Annotated in this window: 18 protein-coding genes; 8 read left to right on the top strand and 10 right to left on the bottom strand. The window is 42.1% G+C overall.

Features of this window, described 5'->3' with window-relative positions; genetic code table 11:
* Window positions 1-53: 53 nt before the first annotated feature.
* Both G458_RS0113305 and G458_RS0113300 read right to left on the bottom strand, forming a co-directional pair.
* Window positions 54-536 (bottom strand): Lrp/AsnC family transcriptional regulator, encoded by a 483-nt coding sequence (locus G458_RS0113305; protein ID WP_026952335.1) that lies wholly within the window; start codon window positions 534-536, stop codon window positions 54-56.
* A gap of 211 nt (window positions 537-747) precedes the next feature.
* Window positions 748-1947: a hypothetical protein gene (locus tag G458_RS0113300; RefSeq protein WP_026952334.1), complete on the bottom strand. Its 1200-nt coding sequence runs from the start codon at window positions 1945-1947 to the stop codon at window positions 748-750.
* A gap of 78 nt (window positions 1948-2025) precedes the next feature.
* On the opposite strand from G458_RS0113300, the gene G458_RS0113295 reads away from it, so the two are divergent.
* Complete coding sequence (locus G458_RS0113295; protein ID WP_026952333.1) at window positions 2026-2673, top strand: hypothetical protein; 648 nt, start codon at window positions 2026-2028, stop codon at window positions 2671-2673.
* Here the strand turns inward: G458_RS0113295 and G458_RS21690 are convergent.
* Both G458_RS21690 and G458_RS0113290 read right to left on the bottom strand, forming a co-directional pair.
* Complete coding sequence (locus G458_RS21690) at window positions 2670-2816, bottom strand: DUF2256 domain-containing protein (RefSeq protein ID WP_084438871.1); 147 nt, start codon at window positions 2814-2816, stop codon at window positions 2670-2672. The genes G458_RS0113295 and G458_RS21690 overlap by 4 nt on opposite strands.
* Window position 2817: 1 nt before the next feature.
* The gene (locus G458_RS0113290; RefSeq protein WP_245579273.1) at window positions 2818-4314 is read right to left on the bottom strand and encodes an FAD-binding domain-containing protein; all 1497 of its coding nucleotides are present in this window, start codon (window positions 4312-4314) and stop codon (window positions 2818-2820) included.
* Between the two features lie 12 nt (window positions 4315-4326).
* Here G458_RS0113290 and G458_RS0113285 point away from each other — a divergent pair, with 12 nt between their 5' ends.
* Window positions 4327-4611 (top strand): TIGR03643 family protein, encoded by a 285-nt coding sequence (locus tag G458_RS0113285; protein WP_026952331.1) that lies wholly within the window; start codon window positions 4327-4329, stop codon window positions 4609-4611.
* A gap of 60 nt (window positions 4612-4671) precedes the next feature.
* Here G458_RS0113285 and G458_RS0113280 read toward each other — a convergent pair whose 3' ends face one another.
* The 5 genes from G458_RS0113280 to G458_RS0113260 form a co-directional block, all read right to left on the bottom strand.
* A complete protein-coding gene (locus tag G458_RS0113280) occupies window positions 4672-6189 on the bottom strand; it encodes a DUF4394 domain-containing protein (RefSeq protein ID WP_026952330.1) in 1518 nt (505 codons plus the stop codon).
* A 275-nt stretch (window positions 6190-6464) separates the two neighbouring features.
* The gene (locus G458_RS0113275; RefSeq protein ID WP_026952329.1) at window positions 6465-6800 is read right to left on the bottom strand and encodes a rhodanese-like domain-containing protein; all 336 of its coding nucleotides are present in this window, start codon (window positions 6798-6800) and stop codon (window positions 6465-6467) included.
* Between the two features lie 74 nt (window positions 6801-6874).
* Window positions 6875-7132 (bottom strand): hypothetical protein, encoded by a 258-nt coding sequence (locus tag G458_RS0113270; RefSeq protein ID WP_035468218.1) that lies wholly within the window; start codon window positions 7130-7132, stop codon window positions 6875-6877.
* Window positions 7105-7986: a sterol desaturase family protein gene (locus tag G458_RS0113265; RefSeq protein ID WP_035468233.1), complete on the bottom strand. Its 882-nt coding sequence runs from the start codon at window positions 7984-7986 to the stop codon at window positions 7105-7107. The genes G458_RS0113270 and G458_RS0113265 overlap by 28 nt, the downstream gene beginning before the upstream one ends.
* 6 nt (window positions 7987-7992) lie before the next feature.
* Window positions 7993-8799 carry a sulfite exporter TauE/SafE family protein gene (locus G458_RS0113260; protein ID WP_026952326.1) on the bottom strand — a complete coding sequence of 269 codons (807 nt, stop codon included), beginning with the start codon at window positions 8797-8799 and terminating at the stop codon, window positions 7993-7995.
* 195 nt (window positions 8800-8994) lie between these two features.
* On the opposite strand from G458_RS0113260, the gene G458_RS0113255 reads away from it, so the two are divergent.
* Complete coding sequence (locus G458_RS0113255) at window positions 8995-9798, top strand: universal stress protein (protein WP_026952325.1); 804 nt, start codon at window positions 8995-8997, stop codon at window positions 9796-9798.
* Between the two features lie 59 nt (window positions 9799-9857).
* Here G458_RS0113255 and G458_RS0113250 read toward each other — a convergent pair whose 3' ends face one another.
* On the bottom strand, window positions 9858-10514 hold the full coding sequence (locus G458_RS0113250) for a Crp/Fnr family transcriptional regulator (protein WP_026952324.1): 657 nt from the start codon (window positions 10512-10514) through the stop codon (window positions 9858-9860).
* Window positions 10515-10695: 181 nt separating this feature from the next.
* Between G458_RS0113250 and G458_RS0113245 the strand changes: the two genes are divergently transcribed.
* From G458_RS0113245 to G458_RS0113215, 5 genes are all read left to right on the top strand, one after another.
* Window positions 10696-11958, top strand: a complete 1263-nt coding sequence (locus G458_RS0113245) for an NAD(P)/FAD-dependent oxidoreductase (protein WP_026952323.1) — start codon at window positions 10696-10698, stop codon at window positions 11956-11958.
* Window positions 11959-12119: 161 nt separating this feature from the next.
* The gene (locus G458_RS0113240; RefSeq protein WP_026952322.1) at window positions 12120-14525 is read left to right on the top strand and encodes a TonB-dependent receptor plug domain-containing protein; all 2406 of its coding nucleotides are present in this window, start codon (window positions 12120-12122) and stop codon (window positions 14523-14525) included.
* Window positions 14526-14685: 160 nt separating this feature from the next.
* On the top strand, window positions 14686-14907 hold the full coding sequence (locus G458_RS0113230; protein ID WP_026952321.1) for a FeoA family protein: 222 nt from the start codon (window positions 14686-14688) through the stop codon (window positions 14905-14907).
* A 6-nt stretch (window positions 14908-14913) separates the two neighbouring features.
* Window positions 14914-17046: a ferrous iron transport protein B gene (feoB, locus tag G458_RS0113225; RefSeq protein WP_026952320.1), complete on the top strand. Its 2133-nt coding sequence runs from the start codon at window positions 14914-14916 to the stop codon at window positions 17044-17046.
* 162 nt (window positions 17047-17208) lie between these two features.
* Complete coding sequence (locus tag G458_RS0113215) at window positions 17209-18684, top strand: lipopolysaccharide biosynthesis protein (protein ID WP_026952319.1); 1476 nt, start codon at window positions 17209-17211, stop codon at window positions 18682-18684.
* The last annotated feature ends 179 nt before the right edge of the window (window positions 18685-18863 follow it).

Raw genomic sequence — 18863 nt, 5'->3', positions numbered from 1 at the left:
TCAAAAAAAAAAGGTGGCTTTTGGCCACCCTATTCAAAATCATTATGCTGCGATTAAGCAGGAATTGGTAGCACTTTTGAGTCCTTAAAGGTAGATAGAATAACCATGGACTGCATAGAATCCACTTCTTTGATTTCAGAAACTTTTTCCAACATCAATTTTTGATAAGCGGTGATATCCTTGGCTATGATTTTCAGGATAAAATCTCCAGTACCAGTGATGTGGTGACATTCGATAACTTCCTGAATATCATTGATCTCCTTCATGAATGCGTCAATATTGCCTTTGTTGTGACCGATCAAGCTTACTAAAACAAAGGTGCTTACTCCCAATCCGATTTTCTCTGGATCAAGCTTGGCATGATAGCTTTTGATGATTCCAGACTGCTCAAGCTTCTTCACTCGCTCCAAAGTAGGCGCAGGAGACAATCCTATGTCCTTGGACAATTGAGCATTAGTGATTTTTGCGTTGGCTTGTAGGATCTCAAGAATCCTTCTGTCTATTTTATCAAATTTGATTCTTACGCTATTGTCCATGATACTTCGTTTTTACAAAATTTTATGTGGCGCAAAGTTAATATAAATGATGAATGTTTTAAATCGATTTTTAGCTTTTTGATGAACGGAAATCAAAATATTGTTAAGAATTACACGGGATTGAGCAAAGAATCACTTTAAAATCTCTGAATACCAAGAAAAAATTCAAATTATCTCCTGCTATTGACCATGCCTTACGTAGATAATGGCCTTAAAGTTTATTCTTTTTGATGAAATCTCTGGCTTCTTTATGAGCGGGGTGTTTTCGCTTAGCGTATTTCTTGACCAGGTCAAAATATTTCCTTGCTTGGGCTTTGTTTTTGGCTTCTGTTTCCATTTTCCCCAGTTGGATCAGGGAGTGAAGGTAGTATCCACTTTCCTGTGACTCTGACTCTTCCCCATACGCCATGGTCTTGAGGTAGTATTTTTTTGCCTCAGCTCTGTTTCCTATTCGGCTGTTGTATTCCGCAATATAAAAGGCCGCATACCTCCCACTATTGGATTCATATCCTGCCTGCTTGGCATCAATCCTTTCGAGAATTTCCAGTGATTCTCGGACAGATTCTGTCCATCTGCCGACCGTGTATAAATGCCGCGCATAGGAACGATGGAAGTATGGGTTATTCGGGAATTTTCCGTGTAGGTATTCAGAAATCCTCAAAGCATCGTAAGGTCTGTTCTCCAGAGACCCATAAAGTCTAAAAAGAAAATACTGTGCCTCCACTCGCGTATAAAAAGCATTGGAAGCTACTGTTTCCAGTTGCTGCAAGCCAAGCTGCTTGTTGCCTTTGGGAAAAAGCGCCATCACAGGTCTCATCAAAGGGTATTCCTCCGGAATCCAAACGGAGAAGTAATTGAACAAAGCGTCACCCAAAAGCAATTCAGGATTAAATTCCTCCTCTCCACGGCTCAGTTCCATGTATTTCAAGGCGTTTTTGGCAGCAAAGGCTGCCTTGGTCCAGCTTTTTCGTTCACTGTGCAATCTGCCTTGAAACCCATATCCGGCAGCAAGAAAAAATGCGGCTTCTTTATTTTTGGGATTTTGATCCAAAAGCTTTTCAGCTTTGGCATTTGCCCTGTCCAAATACTGCAGGAAGATATTGTCGTAGCGGGTATTGGTCACATCTACTTCAATCCTCCACCAATAGCCCAATGCCATCAAAAAATCCGGAAGTGGATGATAGGGATATTGGTACATGATGACCGTAAAATCATGCTCAGCAGTAGGAAAATCAAAATTATACATGCTGTTGATGGACTTTGTGATCCTGTATTGAAGCCCCTTGTCCAATAGCAAATATTCGGAATTCGAAGGAGGTAGGTCTACCGGAGTACTGGCCTGTCCCCTACTCACGATTGGAGCAAGCAATCCCAGTAAAACTATTAACCCTATGCAAAATTTATTTTTCATACTTTTCCTTCAATTCGAATGCAATACTAAGTTGAATTGTAAACATTCGCTTAGATTTATAACCCCAAGATCGTCTTTATGGTCAAATACGCATCCCCACAGGCACAACGTTTAAACGAACTTTTAGATTTCGATAAGAGAATATTTTTTGTTTTACTCCTGCTGATTTTTCTCTTGATCAGGTATTTTACAAATGTCTTAATTCTTGAGGCAATTCCTGAGTTTGAGCGACTGGATGCACAGGGAGATTTAATGTTTTTTCACATTTTCAATGCCCTAAACTACTTCTGGACTCCTTTTGCGCTCCTTTGGAAATTTACCGTGATTGCTTTCCTTTTCTGGTCCATTGGACTGATGATAGGATACAAAGCTGATTTTAAAGAGCTTTGGAAATTTGCCTTGGTCGCAGAGAGTGTCTTCATCCTTCCCGAACTATTGAGACTTTTGGTTTACATCAATCCAGACGGAAATGTTTCCTATCTGGAAATACAAAATTTTGAACCTCTTTCCGCACTTTGGATAGTAGGACCCGAAAACATTGCAGAACAGTATCATTATCCACTGGCAGTCCTGAATATTTTTGAGGTGATATATGGAATATTCTGGGTTTATGGCTTTCACATGATCAGCCGAAGATCACTTTCAGAAAGCACTTTGGTGGTATTGATTGCTTATTTCCTCCCTTTGTTTATTTGGTTGGGATTCTACATCGGAGCTTATCGCTAAGCAATCGATCGTTTTTTGGAATCATTTCGACAGCGGTCTGAGCAATATTTCACCTCATCCCAGCATCTCTCCCACTTTTTCCGCCAAGAAAAAGGTCTTTGGCAAACCACGCATATTTTGGTGGGTAAATGTTGTTTTTTCATTTTAAGGTTTTCTTCGGGCTACGGTATGCTTTTTTAATATCCTTTGAGCGTCAAGCTTGACCTCTGGGTCTTTTTGCGCCGTCCAAAGTCGTTTTCTAGCTTCTGAAGCCGCTTTTTCAAAAGGAATGATTGGAAAAGGATAATCTACCCCCAATTCAAAGCCAAGAGATTTTGATTCCAAGGGAGTAATTCCCCAGGGTGTGTGGATTAGATGTACGGGCAAATCTCTTAGCTCCGGAACCCATTTTTTGATGAATACTCCTTCCGGATCATGATCAGTGGATTGCTTGATAGGATTATAAATCCGGACGGTGTTGATCCCAGTTACCCCGGCTTGCATCTGGATCTGAGGATAATGAATCCCTGGTTCGAAATCCAAGAACATCCTCGCTAAATGATTCGCCCCCAACCTCCAATCCTGCCCCAAATGATGGGTAAGAAATGAAACCAACATAGCACGCATCCTGAAATTGACATAGCCGGTTTGATTCAAGCATCGCATGCAGGCGTCCACCAAAGGAAATCCGGTTTGGCCGTTTTCCCAGGCATGTATCAAATCTGAGTTTTCAGGGTTTGAAAATTTATCAAAACCTCGGTTCACGGGACTGAATTCCATTCTGGATTCCATTTCAAACTTTTGGATGAAATGACAATGCCATTTCAGTCTAGACTGAAAACTGGAAATGTTCCAGGCCTCAAAACCTTCTTCGGCCCTGGCTTCTGAAAGCTGAAAGACCTCCCGCAGCGAAATACATCCCCAAGCCAAATAAGGAGACAATCTGCTACAGCCTTTTCGACTTTCCTCGGGTTTGCTGATCGAGCGGTTGTAGCCTGCGACCCGTGCTTCCAGAAAACTCTTCAAATACTTTCTTCCATTGCTCTCTCCACCCGGCTGCATCAATGGATAGGGGATCTTCCAAGTTTCAGGGATAGAGTTAAGAGGAATTTTTTGAAGTAATTCAGATGATAAATTGACAAAATCAGCATTGCTTAAAACCGGATTTTTCAGAGGAGATTTCATCAAGGCAAACCATAGATTATTCCATCGGTCCCTGTTTCTTCTACCTCTTTCCACTCCCTGTTGCAAAAACTCATACCAAGGAATATTCCTGCTTTGAAGTAAATCCTTCATTCGAAGATCTCGGTCATAGGTGATTTTTAAGCCCGTTTCCTGGTGGGAATAAACTCCTTGGATCTGAAAATGATCTGCTAAAACTGAAAAAACCTCCTCCAATTCGGCATGCAAAACCTCCACTCTCCCATTAAATTCCGCCAATCCCTTTTGCATGTCCTGAAGGCTTTCCCAGACAAAGCGCCAATGCCGATCTTCACTCTGTGGAGCTTGAATCAGAGAGGGTTCGAAGCAGTATAGAAGTAAAACCGGAAATCCAGCATCTATCGCTCTTGCCAAAGCTTCATGATCACGAAGCCGCAGATCTCTTTTTAACCAAACAATTGAAATTTTCTCCACGAATGAAAAACCTTCTTGTTGGATCAAGGTTTGGAAGGAATGAAGAAAAATTCAGAATTAACGCCTGAAGACATCAATAGAATCATCGAAATGGCCTGGGAAGACCGAACACCTTTTGATGCTATCTTGGCTCAGTTTGGTATCTCAGAAAAGGAGACTATCGAAGTAATGCGTAAAAACATGAAGCGGAGTTCTTTTAAAATGTGGAGGGCACGCGTTCAGGGAAGAGCGACCAAGCATCGAAAAAAGGCCCCGGAGGACATGAATTCATTCAAATCCAGAATGCAGCGAGGTATTGCTCTCAACAAAATTTCCAAGAGATAAAAAAAATCAGGCAGATTCAAAGAATCCGCCCGATTGCTCCAAGGATTAAGAAACTACCTTTCAGAAACCTAATCCCAGAGCCATAGCAGTTGGATTCAGAGACAAGTCACTAATTTTTGTAGCTCTACCTGTCATCAGATTGATTGAATAAACTCCAGTTGAATTATTCACTCTGAATACACCATAAGCCATATCAGAAGTACCTCCGATATCAAATCCATTTCCATCCTGAACGTCTATTCCCAAGGAACCTATAGGCACCAAAACTCCATCATTAGGTGGGTTTTGTTGATAGAGCATATCAGTGGCAAAGTCAATCACAAAAAGAGTCGTGCTAGTAGTTCCAGCAAATGATTTGGTATAAGCTGCTGCGTCAACCATCGGAGAACCTGGATTTAATCTACCGTCAGTCGCTACTACCGTCCCCAAATCCGGATGAAGTCTGAGATTTTGACCTTTTTCAGTGACCAAACGAATCCGGTCCACAGTAGGATTAAAGTCAAAGCCTACTTTATCTCCGTCAATTCCCGGAGAAAAGGGCATTCCAATTTTGGTAAGCATCCCATTGGACGTATTGACGCCATAGAGTTGATTTCTGTTGGTCACAGCCAAAAGTTGTCCATTGGCCGGCCTAAAATCTAGACCAAGTACTTGTTCTCCCATTTCCAATCCTTGAAATGCCACCATAGTAGGCTCTGGATTGGCAGGATTAAATCTGTAAAGCATTCCATTTCCATCTGCTGCGTAGGCTATTGGATTCGTTTTGAATGCGATACCCAATACATTCTCTTTAAATCTGCCAACCCAGTTGGCCTGTCCTGTTTCAAGAATAATCTGATAAAGTCTATACTGGTTAGGGGTAGTCCTACTGACAGCCAATGCGATGGTATTATCCGGGTTGATGTCAAAAGAGGTAGGTCCGTCAAAATCTACTCCCAGGTTCCCCACTTCCATCAATCCTCCCTCATTAGGAGGCATTTGTTTGTAAAGTTTGTCTTGAGTGAGATCAATATCATAAAGTGTGGTGCTGGTAGCTCCAGAAACACTGTTTGTATAGGCCACGCCGGAAATTTTCGGGTTCATACCTCCATTGATTCTACCGTCCACTGCCACAACTGCACCGGTTTCAGGATGCAATCTGAGGTTTTGACCTGTGTCAGTGACTAATCTAATCCGGTCCACTGTGGGATTAAAATCCAAAGATACCCTTGTACCTTCTATGGAAGGCGAGAATGCCTGAGTACCCAAAGCCGTAGCTTGGCCGGAATTCTCATTGATCATGTAAATCCTACTGGCTGAGCTTACCCCATAAAGTTGCCCTGTTGCAGGTCGATAATCAATGGATAAAATCACCTCTCCAGCCGACAAACCTCTTATTGAAATAGAACTGGCAGGCGAATTAATCTCACCATTTTTAAAGAAATACAATTGATTTCCCTCACCTAAAACTGTTAAATCCACCATTGGAGGATTACCTGGATTGATCACCCTTGGGTTATTTTTTTCCTCGCAGGAGGATAATCCCAAAACCATCAAAAAGAGGGCTAAGCCCAAAGAAAAGTTAAGTTGTTTTTTCATAGGATTAATTTGTTTCTCGGGGAGATACGAATTGAATTAATCCTCTGGATTTAGAAGCACAAAAAAAACCGGACCCTAAGGAGCCCGGCATTTTCATTAACCCAAACCTATATTTATCTATTTGATTACCCGCAATTGGACCTCGAGCCAAAATTCCTTTGATTGGGAGGTCGGAAGACCGAAGCCCGAAGCTGCTAAAACTGAACTTCAAGCGGGATTTTATTTATTATGTATGGCTAACTGGTTAGATAGCGGATAAAATATTTATCTATTAACTAAACTGTCTCAAAAGGCCATCGCATGATGCCTCCGGCCAAATTTTTCAAGTTTTTAAATCCCATTTCGGCCATAATTTCACAGGCTTGACCACTTCTGTTTCCACTGCGGCAATACACCACATAGGTTTTGTCTTTTGGAAGATTCTTCACTTGATGGGCAAATCCCGGTGACATAATATCGATGTTTCTCGCTCCCCGGATTTTTCCTCCTGCAAACTCGCCCGCAGTTCGGACATCCAGAATTACCGAATCTTTATTAAGTGCCAAATCATGAAAAGGACCCGCTGGAATATCTTCGTAATTCTTTGGTTTTGTATTAAAGAAATTGAACATGGTAGTGAATTGTTTGAATACAAATTTACCAAACAGATGAGGCTCAGATCAGTAATAAAAGTCACCTGGGCAACTCAGGACTTAGTAGTACTGAGTTTTTGCTTACCAGTCAAAATCACTAGGCGGATCAGAAATATCCATGGTAGTCCATGCATCAAAAAATCCCCCCAATCTATCAATTTCATTCCCACAGCTCCTCCTGCCATCCACTTAAGCTTTCCCCAAACGTGGGGTTCGGGGAGGATTGGAGCTAAGCCTAGCGTAGCACAAAAGATCAAAACTGTCCCCCAGCTGTTGATTGGATTTAAGCTTTTTGGCTTTTCTTGTTCCATGGATAAGTGATTTGTTGCCAAAAAGTCTTTGGAAATTCCTCCACATGATCAAAGCCCAAAGGCTCATTTTCATTCTCATTAGGAATATAGGCCGTCCCAAAAAGGTAATCCCACAAGCTGAGGGAAATACCATAATTGACTCCGTGGCTTCCCTCGGGAAGATGTTTGGCATGATGCCACAAATGCATCACCGGGTTGTTGAATAGGTATTTAAAGGGTCCGTAAGTAATCTTTACATTGGCGTGATTCAAATGCCCGATGAGAATGGTAACAATGTGAAGAATGAAGAAATCAGCCAAGCCAAAGCCGATCATGGCCAAGGGGATATATTGCACCGATTTGTAAACGATGGTCTCCATCCAGTGGTAGCGAAGATGCGCTGCAAAGCCCATCTGTTCAACAGAATGGTGAACTTTGTGAAACTCCCATAACCAGGGACTGTGGTGCAGCCATCGGTGTACATTCCATTGGATAAAGTCGGCAACTACAAACATCAAGGCGAACTGAGCCCAAGCTGGCCAGGAAGCCACTTGAATCGCAACCAGGTTTTCGATTCCAAAGATCCCCAAGAAGTCATTGAAGGCCTCCACTGCCACATTGGAAACGGAGTTATATACAATAAGGGAAAACAGGAAGAAATTGAAGAACATATAAAAGCCGTCCAGCCAAAAATCCTGACGGATGGCTTTTTGATTTTTTCTCCAAGGAAATACCAGCTCCAAAACCCAAACTACTAACGAAATTCCGACCAGCCACCAGAAGTAATTGTGCCAAGATGGGTACAAAATTTCAGAGGTCAGGTAATTCCAATACCCATAATAGCCATCTAAGAAGATTTTGAAATACTCTTGCAACATCGCTTAAAGCCTAGCCAATTCTTTTCCGATAATATAAATGCCCATGATCAAGACGAACCAACCAAAGCCTTTTTTAAGTGCTTTCTCGTTGATCTTCTTGGAAAGTGAACTTCCGACGAAAATTCCCACAATGGACAGTGACGTAAAAATTAACAACATTTTCCAGTCAATAGTTTGAGTGGAAATATCACCAAGAAATCCAATTAAGGATTTGGCGGCGATGATCAAAAGAGATGTTCCTACTGCCATTTTCATGGGTAGTCTAGCCAAAATCACCAATGCCGGAATAATCAGAAATCCACCGCCTGCACCGACAATCCCCGTGATTACGCCCACGACAGACCCTTCCAAAGCAATCATGGGGAAGTTGAATTTCACCTCTTCGTTCTCACCACAATCCTTGCACTTCTTGTTTCGAATCATCGATACAGAGGCCGCCAACATGATCAGGGCAAAGAAGACCATGATGCCTATATTTTTGGTAATGTCAGCTCCTCCGACCGTAAAAAGGGTTTCAGGCAAGGCGGGCACTAAAAATTTCCGGGTTAAGAAAACCGCAATAAAGGAGGGAATGGCAAAAACCACGGCTGTCTTATAGTCCACCAGCCCTTTTTTCATGTAGGTTCCTGCCCCTACTAATGAGGTACTTCCGACTACAAATAAGGAATAGGCAGTCGCCAAAACCGGATCTACACCGAGAATATAAACCAATACCGGAACGGTAAGGATAGACCCACCCCCGCCGATCAAACCTAAACTGACGCCAATCAAGATGGCAGCTGCAAATCCAATAAGGACAATTACATCCATTTTATTTTAATTTTTTCCTGAGACAAAGGTAGTTCGCTACTCTGCCTGGAAGCGGTGACAAATGTTACATGCCATCTTGCGAATCGGCCTATTTGGAATTTCTCCTCCTCGAAAGCTCTATTTTTTGATAAAAATACCCCGCCTTAAGATAAAACAAGGGATTAGTCTTAAATTATATCAATAAAACCATGCATCATGAAAGTCCTAGTCCCAATCGATTTTTCAGAAAATTCACTGAAAGCTCTTGAATTCGCCATTTTTTATGCGGAAAAAAGAAATGGAAGAATCATACTAGTACATGTCATAGAGATAGTCTATGATTTTGCTTCCCAGGCTTCCATTGCCATGGAATCGATGCATGAGGAAGCTGGTGAAAGTATGAAGCAGCTTATCAAAAAACACCAAAGCGAAGGGGTGGAAATAGAATATCGAGTCGAGGAAGGAACTGCCTCCATCTCCATAGCCAGAATTGCAGAAGAGGAAGAAGCTTCTTTGATCATTATGGGAACTCAGGGAGAAGCAGGAATTAATAAAGTTTTGTTTGGATCAACTGCCGTGAATGTCATCCGCGAAGCTAATTGCCCTGTACTGGTAGTTCCTGGTGAAGCCCAAATCAACGGAATCAAAAGGATTACCCTTGCATTGGAATTTTCAAATCATGAAGAAAAATTCATCGACTGGATCGTGGGACTCTCCAAAACATGGAATTTAAGTCTGGAAATTCTTCACGTTCAAACAGCCCAGGATTTCCGGGGACAGTTAATGGTGATGGGTATCGAATCTTACTTGGAGAAAAAGCATCCAGGAATCCCTATCCGTATCCACACCTACTATGCTGAAAATGCAGCTGAGGGTCTGGACAATTACCTACATGAGCACGAAAATCTGATTATGGTTATGTGCCATGAGCACAAAAACCTCTGGAGTCAAGTGCTGCACAAAAGCAAATCTATCAAAATGGCCTATCACACTCACGTCCCTTTGTTGATCATGAACTAAATCCAAAACATAAAAAAAGCCCTAAACTGGTATTTAGGACTTTGAATCTTTTGTAAAGGCTATTTGCTGATCAATTCCTCGAAATCATCTCGGATATAAATTACATTTCTCCCGAGCTCAATCCATTTTTTCTTCTCCAGTTGTTTCAAAAGGCGGGAAATCACCTCTCGGGAAGTCCCCAATTCATTGGCGATTTCCTGATGAGTGGTATTTAGCTCATTGGCTTTTAGCTGCTTCATTTTTGTCACTATGTAGCGCATGAGCCTTTCATCCATTCTTTTGAATGCTACCGCGTCCAAGGCTATTAGCATTTCATGAAATCTGTGTTGATAAGTGCTGGAAACGAAATCTTTCCACTGCTTAAATTCATCCATCCAAAGCTCATGAAGCTGAATAGGAATAAAAATTAGGACAGCTTTTTCTTCCACTACTGCCTTAATTTCACTTGGCTTGGCTGCAGAACAACAAGTCAGAGAAAGCGCACAGGTCTGTCCCGGCTCCAGATAATACAGGAACAACTCTTTTCCATCATCATCCATTCTCATGATCTTGATTGATCCTTCCAAGACCAATGGAACTGCCTTAATAAACTGGCCGGGTTCCATGAGAACCTTTCCGGATTCCAAAGTCATTTCCTGGCCTTTTTCAAGAATGGCCTGAAGCAACTTGGGATCGGTGATATTGGGTAGTGCTTGCTTGAGTTTTTCTAAAGTCATATTCAAAACTAAAATGTAAAAATGGGACCAGACCTATTTTAAATTTAGTGATATTTCTCACATGGATTTAAATTTAATGAGGATCTGCTATTTCTGATGGTGTCTCATAAAATTAGGTGACAAATATCACTTTATAAGTTAGGGAATCAGCCTATTTTCAGACATGCAAACGACCCTCACTATGAAACATTATCAGATTCTCATTATCGGAGGAGGAACAGCCGGCATCACCATTGCCGCTCAATTGAAAAGAAAAGATTCCAGCCTCCAAATCGCCATTATTGAACCTTCCGAAAAGCATTATTACCAGCCTGCCTGGACTTTGGTAGGTGCAGGTACCTTTGATTTCGAAGAGACAGAAAGAAACGAGGCTGATTATATCCCAAAAGGTGTCGAATGGATCAAAGACAAGGCTACAGGCATTGATCCCGACAAGAATGAAGTTTCCACTGAGTCCTCTGGAAATTTCACTTATGATTATTTAATCCCTGTTCCTGGTTTGGTAATGGCTCCGGAATTACTTCCGGGATTAACAGAGGCCATGGACAAAGGTGTCGTATGCTCCAACTATACGGATCCCAAGCATACTTGGGAAGTTCTTCAGAATTTCAAGGGAGGGAATGCCGTATTTACCCAGCCTACCACTCCCATCAAATGTGGTGGTGCTCCTCAAAAGATTATGTATATGGCTGAGGACTATTTCCGCAAGAAGGGAATTCGTGACAAAACAAATGTCCTTTTTGCAACACCCGGCACAGTCATCTTTGGAGTTCCGGCATTTGCAAAGACTTTGAATAAAATCATTCACGATCGGGATATCATCTTCAAGCCATTCTACGCTCCCGTTAAAATCGATCCTGAGAAACAGGAGATTTACTTTCAGTACTCCAAGCCGGGGGAAAGCAACTGCACCATCATGGAAGGTAATCCTCTTGGGGAAGAATTGACTGGTGCCACGGAGATCAAGATTCATTATGACATGCTCCATCTCGCACCACCACAAACAGCCCCGAAGTTTATCCAAGAATCCAAAGTATCTATTCAGGAAGGACCAGGAAAAGGCTGGATCGATGTGGATATCCATACCATGCAGCACAAAAGGTATCCCAACATTTTCTCCATTGGGGATGTGGCTCATTTGCCAACTGCAAAAACCGGTGCCGCTATTCGTAAACAAGCCCCTGTTTTGGTAGAAAATCTATTAGCCTTGATCAATAGTGGAAAGGTTGGACAAAAATCCTATGAGGGTTACTCCTCCTGCCCTATTGTTACCGGATATGGCAAAATGTTGCTCTGTGAGTTCAAATACGACAATGTCCAAGACAGCGATCCATTGATTACCAAATTTGTGGATACTACTAAAGAACAATACAGCATGTGGCTCCTGAAAAAATACGGTCTGCCATTTATGTATTGGAACTTGATGCTTAGAGGCAAAGCTTAACTTTTAACTTAACACGATTGAAAACCCTGATCTGTCTCAGATTGGGGTTTTATTTTGTCTATTTAGAAAAAACTACTGCCGAATTACTTCCCAAAAGCCGTCTGTCAAGTTTCCAATGGCTATTTCCGCTTTCATTTGGTTTATTTGCGCAAATTATCCCAATGAGAGCTTTACCACTATTCTACTTTTTCCTTCTCTTTTCCGGCTTTTTACAGGCCCAGCAGGTAACTGTTTTGGAAAAAGAAAGCAAAAAGCCACTTTCTAATGCATTGATCTATGTTTCGGAAGCAGGTGAAGTTATTTTTTCTAATTCAAAAGGGCTAGCAGACCTCTCCAAATTTGAGGGAGAAAAGAAAATACATTTCCGTCATTTCGGGTTTAGAACTCAAATCCTTTCCTGGGAAGAATTGATCCTTCTCAAGTTTACTGTATCCATGGAAACCGACTTACTCTCCTTGGATGCTGCAGTGATTTCTGCAAACCGATGGAGCCAAAACCAACAGGATACTCCGGAAAAAGTAAGGAGACTCGATCAGGAAAAACTCATTCTAAGAAACCCTGCCAATACTGCCGATTGGTTAGGCTCATCGGGGGAGGTTTTCATCCAGAAAAGTCAATTAGGCGGAGGAAGTCCCATGATCCGCGGTTTTTCGGCCAATCGCCTGCTCTATTCTGTAGATGGAGTTCGGATGAATACCGCTATTTTTCGAAGTGGAAACCTTCAGAATGTCATTTCCTTAGATCCCTTTGCCGTGGCCAATACCGAGGTGCAATTTGGACCAGGATCAGTGATGTATGGCTCAGATGCGATTGGCGGGGTAATGGTCTTTGAAACACTTCGCCCAAATCCCGAAGCGGAAGGCATTGCGGGGAATTTTATCTCGAGGTTTTCCTCAGCATATTCTGAAAAAACTGTTCATGGGGATATTTCCTATGGATCCAAAAAGCTAAAATTCCTCACCAGTTTAAGTTATTTGGAATTTGGAGATTCCAAAATGGGCAAGAACGGAGGACAAGACTCCTATTTGCGACCTGATTTTGTCATTCGCGAAAATGAAGCAGATGTGGTCAAATCCAATCCCAACCCACTAATCCAGATAGGCAGCGGATATACTCAGCTTAACCTAATGCAAAAGGCTCTTTGGAAAGTCAGTGAAAAATCAACTTTGGACTATGGGTTTCATCTTTCGACTTCCACAGATATCCCCAGATACGACCGGTTGATTGAGAAAAGAAATGGGCAGCTGCGATTCGCCAGATGGGACTATGGGCCCCAAAAATGGATGATGAACAATCTCCGCTGGACTTACCGTGCCTCCCATCCTTGGTTTGATCAAGTGAAGGTGATTTTTGCACAACAAATTTTTGAGGAAAGCCGGATCGATAGAAGACTGAATGCCAATACCGAATTTGACAGGACAGAAAAAGTACATGCCTATTCCTTGAATGCGGACTTTTTTAAATCCCTATCAGAAGAGGCTTACATCAGCTATGGAATTGAAGGAGTGACCAACCGGGTAAATTCCTCTGGAATCCAAAGAAATGTCCTGACAGAAATCGAATCCCAAGCTTCTGCTCGCTACCCAAATGCCTCATGGAACTCAGCAGCAATCTATGGAAGCTACCACAATCAGCTTTCTGAAAAATGGAAATTCCAATCTGCGATTAGATATAATTTCACAGAGCTAACCGCCGATTTCTCCAATAACGCGGCTTTTTTTCGCTTACCCTTTTCTGAATCCAAAGAAAACCACCATTCCCTCACAGGTAATCTTGGACTGATCTTTACTCCTGAGCCTTCCTTGAGTATTTCACCTTTGATCTCAACGGGATTTAGAGCACCAAATGTGGATGATATCGGAAAAATCTTCGACTCAGCTCCCGGGGCGGTCATTGTCCCCAATCCTCAGCTCGTTCCCGAATATGCCTACAATGCGGAAATAAACATCAACAAACACTTTGAGAACAAACTCAAGCTCGATCTTACAGGATACTACACCTATTTGGACAAGGCTATGGTCAGAAGACCATTTACACTGGATGGAAAATCCGAAGTTCTCTACGAAGGCGAGCTTAGCGAAGTATTGGCGCTTCAAAATGCGGCATTTGCTAATGTGTCGGGAATTCAGGCAGGAATTGAATTCGCCTTGAGCAAAAACCTAATTTTTACCTCCAGATACAATTGGCAAAAAGGGAAAGAAGAACTGGAAAATGGAAGTCAAAGTCCTTCCAGACATGCCCCTCCCTCCTTTGGTTTAAGTAGGATAAGTTATTCGAGTTCAAAGCTGAGAGTTGAATTCACCTCACAGTATAGCGGTGAAAGATCCTTTAAGGAAATGCCGGAAGAAGAAAAAGCCAAAACTTTTATCTATGCGACCGATGCCAATGGAAATCCATACTCTCCTTCTTGGATCATCTTTAATCTCACCGCCAATTATCAAGTTTTGAGTTTTCTGCAGGTAAACTTTGGGATTGAAAATCTCACTGATCAGCAATACAGACCCTACAGTTCAGGAATCGTTGCACCGGGAAGGAATTTCAGCCTTTCACTCAAGGCTTCCTTTTAATCCAAAATTTGCTATCGGGTGGACTTGAAAATAAAAAAAGAGTTGGAGGGAAAAGAAAGATATATCGGTATTGCGATGGAAGCTGACAAAAATCTTCTTTATTTTTCTTTAGATTCATTCCAAATACAGCTATTTTTGCGGGCCAAGGTGACGACTACCCATGACCGCAGATAAGCTTCCATTGAATAAAACCGGGAAAATCCTGGAAATAAAAACCTCTCCTTTGAAAATCAATTTGATGGAATTGGGGTTCTTACCTGGTAAATACATCACCTTGCATCACCAAGCACCTTCAGGTGGTCCACTAGCCTTTCAAATGGAAGAAACACTCCTTGCCTTAAGGAAATCCGAGGCGGAATTAATCCTGGTGGAATTGATCTAAGACTTCATGGCTGAAACTCTCCTTTCCAAGCAAATCAAATCCCATAAAGTAGCTCTCATCGGTAACCCCAATGTAGGAAAGTCTACCATTTTCAATTTTTTGACAGGTTTGAGTCAGAAAATCGGAAACTACCCAGGGGTTACGGTGGACAAAAAAACCGGGAATGTCAATTTGAACGGAGAGACTTTTGAGATTTTAGATTTACCGGGCACTTACAGTCTTTTTCCTAATTCAGAGGATGAAATCATTGCCCACCGCGTCCTCAATCATACCAAAATCGAAGCCAGGCCAGACTATGTGCTGATGGTAATCGATTCTTCTCAGCTTTCCAGAGGACTTTTTTTAGCCACTCAGCTAATAGATTTGGGGGTCAATCTGGCCATCATTCTGAATATGTCAGATTTGGCAGAAAAGCGCAAAATCGAAATCAAAACTTACGAGTTGTTTAAGCATCTAGGGGTACCTATTTTATCGACTGACGCCCGAAACCAAAAAGGCTTGGATCAGCTGAAGTCCTTGATCAGCGAAAGGAATTTTTCCAAGGGAAAAGCTCTGGTAGATATCAAGCAGGTAATTCCTGCTGAAATTTTGGAAAAGGTCATGGCCAAGTTTGACTTGGAAAATCCATATCAGGCCTACCAGATGATCCGGTTTGGAGCCAAAGACGTGGCCATGCCTGAAGAATCGAGGATTTGGCTAATAGAACTTATTGCTTCTTCTGATTTCAATATGCAAGAGGCCCAATTGGAGGAAACCAAGCTGCGGTACAAAAAAATCACTGACATTGTTTCTCAGATTGTAGTCAAAAAAGAAGAAGCCAAGCCTAAATCAAAAATTGATTCATTGATCCTTCATCCGGTTTGGGGCTATTTGATTTTTGCGGGAATTCTATTGCTTATTTTTCAGACGATCTTCACCTGGGCTTCCTACCCCATGGATATGATCGATGGCTTATTTGCCCAAATAAGCGGACTTTTGATTGAAAATCTTCCAGCAGGTCCACTGACCAGCTTACTTGCCGAGGGAGTGGTTCCAGGAATCGGTGGCGTCGTCATATTTATACCCCAAATCGCCCTTTTATTTGGATTTTTGGCGATTTTGGAAGACACAGGATACATGTCCAGAGTCGTGTTTTTGATGGACCGTTGGATGAGACCTTTTGGTCTTCATGGAAAAAGCATTGTTCCTCTGGTCTCCGGAATTGCCTGCGCGATTCCTGGAGTAATGGCTGCCAGAAATATCGCCAACTGGAAAGAAAAGATGATCACTATCATGGTGACACCATTGATGAGCTGTTCTGCCAGACTTCCTGTTTATATCATCTTAATCGGCTTGACTGTGCCGGATGAATTGGTTCTTGGATTTGTAAATCTCCAGGCACTCGCATTGTTAAGCCTTTACCTTCTGGGAATCATAGGCGTTCTTTTAACTTCTCTTTTGTTGAAATTTTACTTGAAAACCAAAGAGCAAAGCTTTCTTTTGGTGGAACTTCCTCCCTATCGTTTTCCTCGTTGGGGGGATGTTGGGATCACCATGTTTGAAAAATCCAAAACCTTCGTCACAGAGGCTGGTAAGGTAATCTTGGCCATCTCGATTGTCCTTTGGGTCTTGGCTTCCTATGGACCGCCTTCTCGGATGGATCAAATCCGTGAAGAAAGTCAGGCTAGGTTGGAAAATGTCAGCGACGAGGAGCTAATAGCCTCCATAGAAGCTGAAACCTCTTCCCTTTTACTTGAAAATTCTTTTATCGGAATAATGGGAAGAGCCATTGAGCCTGTGATCAGACCCTTGGGCTATGATTGGAAAATCGGCATCGCGTTGATCACTTCCTTTGCTGCTCGAGAAGTATTTATTTCTACCATGGCTACCATCTATAGTATAGAAGGCGATGCCGAGGATGAACTTACCATTCGGGAGAAACTGAACCAGCAAATCAACCCTGTAACGGGTGAAAAAACCTTCAACAAGGCAACTTCCTTCTCTCTAATGGTGTTCTATGTTTTCGCCATGCAATGTATGAGTACTCTTGCTGTGGTGAAAAGAGAAACCAAAACTTGGAAATGGCCCATCATCCAAACCGTCTACATGAGTGCTTTGGCGTATTTGATGGCATTTCTCACCTTTCAAATCCTTTCGTAAAATGTGGCAGGAAATCATTTTAGCATTGGTTGTACTTGGAGCTTTAGCCTATTTGGGGAGAAAGTTTTTTGGCAAGACCAAAACACAGCCTGGCTGTGATAAATGTGCTAAGTGATAATTTTAAGCCTTTTTAGGACTAAGGTTTTTTGATACATTTGGCCCATGGGCAAAATCGCCAGCCAAAGTATCCAGACAGCTGTTTTTTCCTACATCGGTGTAGTACTAGGCTATATCAATGTCCTTTGGCTTTACCCCTACTCCCTTGACGCTACTCAACTAGGAACTTTCCGTACCATTCAGGATTTGGGGCTTTTGTTTGTCCCATTTGCCCAATTGGGAGTTGGTCACGGGATTACCCGGTTTTTTCCTCAATTAGAAAAAAAACAATCCGCTTTTTTCAGTTTTAGTTTGCTGATATCTCTTCTCGGATTTCTGGGAGTTTCTGTTTTGTTTTTTGGATTCAAGGAGCAATTAATCGGTTTGTTTGCCACCAATTCACCTGAGGTGGTCGATTTCTTGGGGGTAGTTCTTCTGATCACCCTTTTCTCTTTATTAAGCAGTGTGCTGGACGCGTATGCAAGATCTTTTCTAAAAGTGGCTGTACCCACCTTTTTCAGAGAGGTTTTTCTAAGGTTCTTGACTTCTGTTTTGGTTGGAATTTATTTGTTAGGCTGGATCAATTTTGACCAAGTTATGTTGGGATTGGTCATCGTCTATGGGATAGCACTGGCAGGAGTTTGGATTTATCTCATTTGGTTGGGGGTATTAAAATTTGATTTCAGCTGGAGCAATTTCCCTAAGGGATTTCGAAGTTCCTTTCTTCGCTTTAGCCTGATCACTTTTTTGGCAACAGCTGCTTCCACTTTGATTATGAAAATCGACTCCATCATGGTCAGTTCCATGGTAAGCTTGGAGGCCAATGCCGTTTATTCCATTGCATTTTATATGGCCTTGGTGGTAGAACTTCCCAGGAGGGCGATTTCCCAAGTTTCCATGCCTGTGATTGCAGATCACTTTGCGAAAAATCAGCTGGATTCGATCAACACCCTTTACCGACAAATCTCCAATCGGCAACTCTATATCTGCATTTTGCTTTTTGCATTGATTTGGAGCAGTATCGATCAGATTTATCATTTCGTGCCCAATCGGGAGATTTATCAGGCTGGAAAATGGGTGGTTTTTTACATTGGATTGGGAAAAATATTCGATGTCGCCTTTTCGGTAAACAGCGAGATCCTCGTGTTTTCAAAATATTACCGCTTTAACCTGATCCTGACCATTGCCATGAGTATGTTGATCATCGCAGTAAATTATTGGTTGATCCCGATTTACGGTATCGAAGGTGCTGCCATCGGCTCCGCTTTGGTCATGTTGATTTTCAACGGGGTCAAATATCTCTATCTAAAAGCCAGATTGAGTTTAGACCCTTTCAGTTGGGATACCCTCAAAATCCTTTTCACAGGCACTGCATGCTTTGTAGCACACGAATTAGAAGTCTCCTATCTTCACCCGATCGGGAATATTATACTGAAGTCTTTGCTCGTATTGGGAGGTTTTATTCTCTTTTCCCTGGTTTTCAATTTGGGAAAAGAGGAGTGGGATTTTATCAAAAAGAAATTAAAAAAGTCCGGGCCTTAGAGTGTTACAAACCTCCGTATAGACAAGATTTGAGCTGCCTTAAAACCGCAAACTTCCACTGTTATCCTGCGTTTTGTGCGAGGTCCTGATCGAAATCAGGATGAGGCCTGTTTTTGGAGAGGGCTTCACTCGTAATTGTAATTAAATTGTGAAGTTTGAACATGTCGGCGGCCCGGACA

The sequence above is a fragment of the Algoriphagus mannitolivorans DSM 15301 genome (genome assembly GCF_000429425.1).
GTDB classification, from domain to species: Bacteria; Bacteroidota; Bacteroidia; order Cytophagales; family Cyclobacteriaceae; genus Algoriphagus; species Algoriphagus mannitolivorans.
This window is presented reverse-complemented; position numbering and strand designations above follow the sequence as displayed.